This window comes from Candidatus Zixiibacteriota bacterium (assembly GCA_018820315.1).
Taxonomy (GTDB): Bacteria; Zixibacteria; MSB-5A5; order JAABVY01; family JAHJOQ01; genus JAHJOQ01.
Genome location: JAHJOQ010000107.1, coordinates 1 through 4,641 on the forward strand (window position 1 = coordinate 1; position 4,641 = coordinate 4,641).

Below are 4,641 nucleotides of genomic sequence, written 5' to 3' on the forward strand. Positions count from 1 at the left end.
CGACGAATCAATGCCCATAAACTCATTACCAAAGTCATTGAAGGTGTTAAGTTCGTTGATGGAGAAATAAAGGAAGCCGCATAACTGGAGAACTTGAGGATACTATCAAAACAATCATCCACAACTCTTGACAATATCTCTGGAGTACGCAAAATCATGACTCCTCCCCAGGCACACACTCTCTGTCCGAATTTGATCGTGATCCCGCGTGATCCAGAGAAAGAGAGGATGCGATCCAATGAACTGCTCGAAATTCTCCAGAAAATCAGCCCTCTCGTAGAAGAGGAATCTCCCGGAGTATTCTTCTTAGACACTTCCGGTCTCGGGCTTCTGTATAAGAGCGAGAAGGGGCTCGTGCAGAAGATCATCTCGTCTATCCGAACCAAACTCTACCCTATCAAAGCTGGTGTTGCGAAGAACAAGTTTCTTGCAAAAGTCGCAGCGGAGATATCGGAAATTTCGAATTATACGATTGTGACGGCTGGGACGGAGAAGAAATTCCTGAATAACCTCTCCACCGACTATCTGAATCTCTCGGAAGAGACAAGAGAGAGACTTCAGGATCTCGGAATCAAAACTATCGGCGAAGTTGCTGATTTTAATTCCAATGAAATCGCGCAAAGGTTCGGGAAAGAGGGCGGGGTTTTCTCTTTGCATTCCAAGGGGGATGACCTCGATCTCTTCTCACCGGAGAATCTGACAGAAAGTCTTTCGAAAACGACTTCGCTCACATATACGATCTACAAAAGTGATACAATTGTCCGGCATATCGAAAAGCTCATGGATGATCTCTTTGTGAAGCTGAAGAACGCAGGGCATGCCGTCTCCGCGATGCAGATCAATCTTGTGCTCGATGACAGGTCAGATAAGTCTTTTGATGTGACTGCCGACAGACCGACAACTAATCTCACAAGATTCCTGAGATTGATCAGGTTCGAACTCGAGAAACTGAAACTCTCCGGAGGCATTATCGAAATATCGGCCACTATTCCGCAGACATATCAGGAGTCATCGGAACAGCTCGAATTACCGGAGAGGATGTCTGCAGGTCGCAATAATATCCTGTCAAGAAACAATCTGATTAATGTTCCTGATTTCAAGAAACTTTGCCTTCCAGAACTCAACGATTCTTTCCTGCCCGACAGGAATTTTTCCCTCTTCCCTGCCTCGTTCCCGACTCGGAAAACAAAACGCGCGACCCAGCGTAGCGACTGGCGTCATCCATATTCGATGCATCTTATTTCAGGACTAAGACTCCTTCAGCCTCCGACAGAAACGGAAGTCATAACGGAGAAAGGTCTCCCGAAGGCGGTCGTGATCGGAAACGCTACTCGCAAAATCAAAAGCAGGAAGGGACCGTGGCAGATATCGGGCGGATGGTGGCAGGAGAACTTCGACCGGCTCTACTATGAAATCGAAATCGCCGACAGCAAACTCTTTCTGTTATTCTACAACCGGATTTCATCGCGCTGGTTCATACATGGCATTTTTGACTGAGGAGGCTCGGCATGGAATATGTCGAACTTCATACTCATTCGAATTTCTCATTCCTCGATGGCGCGGTGCATCCGGAGGATCTCGCGTCGCATGCCGCTCGTCTCGGATACAGTGCGCTTGCGCTGACCGATCACAATGGTTTGTATGGCATTGTTCGTTTCAATCATGCAGCAAAGCTTACCGGCCTGAAACCGATCTTCGGATCGGAAATCACACTCGACAACGAACATCATCTGGTTCTTCTCGCAAAAGATCAGAAGGGATACTCGAACCTCTCGAAACTTCTGACCTCCGCAAATCTGAAATGCAAAAAGGGCGAAACGAAGATAACCGAAGATGATTTGGTTTCTCACTGCGAAGGTCTGATTGCGTTATCCGGCTGCCGCCTCGGAGAAATCCCATCGTTGATATTTCACGGTGACGATAAGCAGGCTGAATATATAGCTTCGAAATATCGAGAGATATTCTGTGATGAAAATTTCTATCTTGAATTGCAGCACCATAATCTTCCAGCGCACGAAATCCTCTGCGACAAACTAAGCGAAATGGGCAAACGACTCGGGATCCCTGCTGTCGCGACAAACAATGTCCACTTCACGACTCCCGACGGAAGAAGGCTGCAGGATATTCTGACCTGCATCAAACATCACACGAACCTCGATGAAGCTGGCGGGCTGCTCTATCCCAATCCCGAACGACACCTTAAACCGCCCGGTGCGATGATATTAAGATTCAGCAATTATCCGGAAACTATTGAAAATACAATGAGAATCGAAGAGAAGTGCAGTTTTGCGCTGGAAAACCTTAAGACTATTCTCCCCGATTTCGAGGTGCCGGATGGCGAAACAACTTTCAGCTATTTCAAGAAGCTCACCTATGCCGGCGCAAAAGAGAGATACAGAGAGCTGACGGAGGAAGTTACAAAACAAATCGAACACGAACTTGTGATTATCAACAAGCTCTATCTTTCCGGCTATTTTCTGATAGTCTGGGATATCGCGCGATTTTGCCGCGACAACGGCATCCTCTGTCAGGGACGCGGCTCAGCTGCGAATTCAGCTGTCTGCTATTGCCTCGGGATAACCTCTGTCGATCCTGTGAATCTTAAGCTTCTCTTCGAGAGGTTCATCTCAGAGGAACGTCGCGAGGCGCCCGATATCGACATCGATATCGCCAACAATCGCCGCGAGGAAGTAATCCAATATGTCTACAACAAATATGGCAGAGAGCACGCCTCGATGGTCTGCGAAGTGATCAGCTATCGGGGAAGGTCTGCGGTTCGCGATGTTGGCAAAGCCCTCGGATTTACCCTCGATGAGGTCGACCGGCTCGCAAAACAGATGGATCATTTCTCTGGTGGTGTCGAATTGCCGGATCGCGCACAGGAAGCAAGCCTTAATTTAGATGACAAGCGCGTCAAGCTCCTCATTGAGATGGTTAAGAAGATCAATCGCTTCCCGAGACATCTCGGGATTCATGTCGGCGGGATGATTATCACGAAAAAGCCACTCTCGGAGATTGTCCCAATCGAGAATGCCACCATGCCGAATCGGAGTGTGGTTGCGTGGGATAAAGATGATGTCGAAGATGTCGGGATGGTCAAGATCGATCTTCTCGGACTCGGGATGCTGACTCTGATCGATATTGCGTTCAAGCTGATCGAGAAGAATCGCGGTATCAAGATTGATCCCGCTAAGCTCACTTATGATGATCCGAAGATTTATGATCTATTGTGCAAGGCGGATACTGTCGGCGTGTTCCAGGTTGAATCGCGCGCGCAGATGAACACTCTCCCGCGACTCAAGCCACGATGTTTCTACGATCTTGTTGTCGAAGTTGCGTTGATCCGGCCCGGGCCGATTCAGGGGGACATGGTGCATCCATATCTACGGCGGCGAAACGGTGAGGAAGAGATTACTTACTTCCACCCCGCTCTCGAACCGATCCTCAAACGGACGCTCGGTGTCCCTCTCTTTCAGGAGCAGAGTATGCAGATTGCAATTGCGGCTGCAGGATTCACTCCGGGTCAGGCTGATGCTCTCCGTCGCGCAATGGGCCACAAGCGGTCGCATGAGCGTATGGAAGCGATTAGTATATCGCTGATTGCAGGTCTTGTCAAAAACGGAATCGATGAAGATACCGCGATGAGAATCTATAAGCAAATGTCTGCATTTGCCGATTTCGGATTCCCGGAGTCGCATGCCGCATCGTTCGCGCTGCTCGTTTATGTCTCTGCGTATCTGAAGGTCTACTTCCCGCAGGAATTCTACTGCTCGCTTCTGAATGCGCAGCCGATGGGATTTTATTCGCCGTCGAGCATCATCTATGAGGCAAAACGGAGAGACGTCCGGTTTCTCGATGTCGATGTCAGCCGGAGCGAGTGGGATTGCACGATCGAAAGTGACTGCATACGGCTCGGGTTCAGCCAAGTGAAATCACTCGGAGGATCAGCGAAAGAGATTATCGAGAGAGAACTTGCAAAAGGCTGTTTTACATCAATCGAAGATTTTGTCAGAAGGACAGACCTGAATCGTGGAGCACTCGAAAAACTTGCAATGGTCGGTGCATTCAAATGTTTCGGGATCGAACGGCGACAGTCGCTCTGGAAAATCATGTCGATTGTGAAGAAAATGCCGGATGAACTTCCGATTGAAGATCGCGAAAACGGCGAGCTTCTTCTCAACCCGATGGCTACTTATGAGACGCTCATTGCTGATTTCAAAGGCATGAATCTATCGACCGGTCCCCACCCGATGAAACTTCTCCGGCAGCAGCTCACCAAGAGAGGCATTTTGTCATCAAAGGATTTGAGGACTACTCGAAACAATAAATCTGTGACGGTCGCAGGGATGGTGATAATCCGTCAACGCCCCGTGACGGCGAAAGGGTTTCTCTTTATCACTCTCGAGGATGAGACCGGGTTTATCAATATCGTCATGATGCCGAACATGACGAAGAAGTATCGAAGAATCGTAGTCAATTCGAGTGTGCTGTTGGTGCGCGGCAATGTTGAGCATAAAGATGGAGTGATAAATGTGATCGGGCGCGATTTCCTGCCGCTCCAATTCCGATCATCGGAGATGCGCGTCAAATCACGCGATTTTAGATAGCACTATTAGAGAAACCGTCATCGCGAGGAGCGAA

General features: G+C 48.8%; 2 protein-coding genes. Both read left to right on the forward strand.

Annotated elements, in window-relative coordinates; all coding sequences use genetic code 11:
• The first annotated feature begins 156 nt into the window (after positions 1–156).
• Complete coding sequence (locus KKH67_10675) at positions 157–1,497, forward strand: hypothetical protein (GenBank protein MBU1319640.1); 1,341 nt, start codon at positions 157–159, stop codon at positions 1,495–1,497.
• A gap of 11 nt (positions 1,498–1,508) precedes the next feature.
• On the forward strand, positions 1,509–4,607 hold the full coding sequence (locus KKH67_10680) for an error-prone DNA polymerase (protein ID MBU1319641.1): 3,099 nt from the start codon (positions 1,509–1,511) through the stop codon (positions 4,605–4,607).
• Positions 4,608–4,641 lie beyond the last annotated feature (34 nt).

What these genes read in the sequence shown, in the direction of transcription:
- KKH67_10680 (MBU1319641.1), top strand. Translation starts at nt 1,509, where the DNA reads ATGGAATATGTCGAACTTCATACTCATTCGAATTTCTCATTCCTCGAT.
- KKH67_10675 (MBU1319640.1), top strand. Translation starts at nt 157, where the DNA reads ATGACTCCTCCCCAGGCACACACTCTCTGTCCGAATTTGATCGTGATC.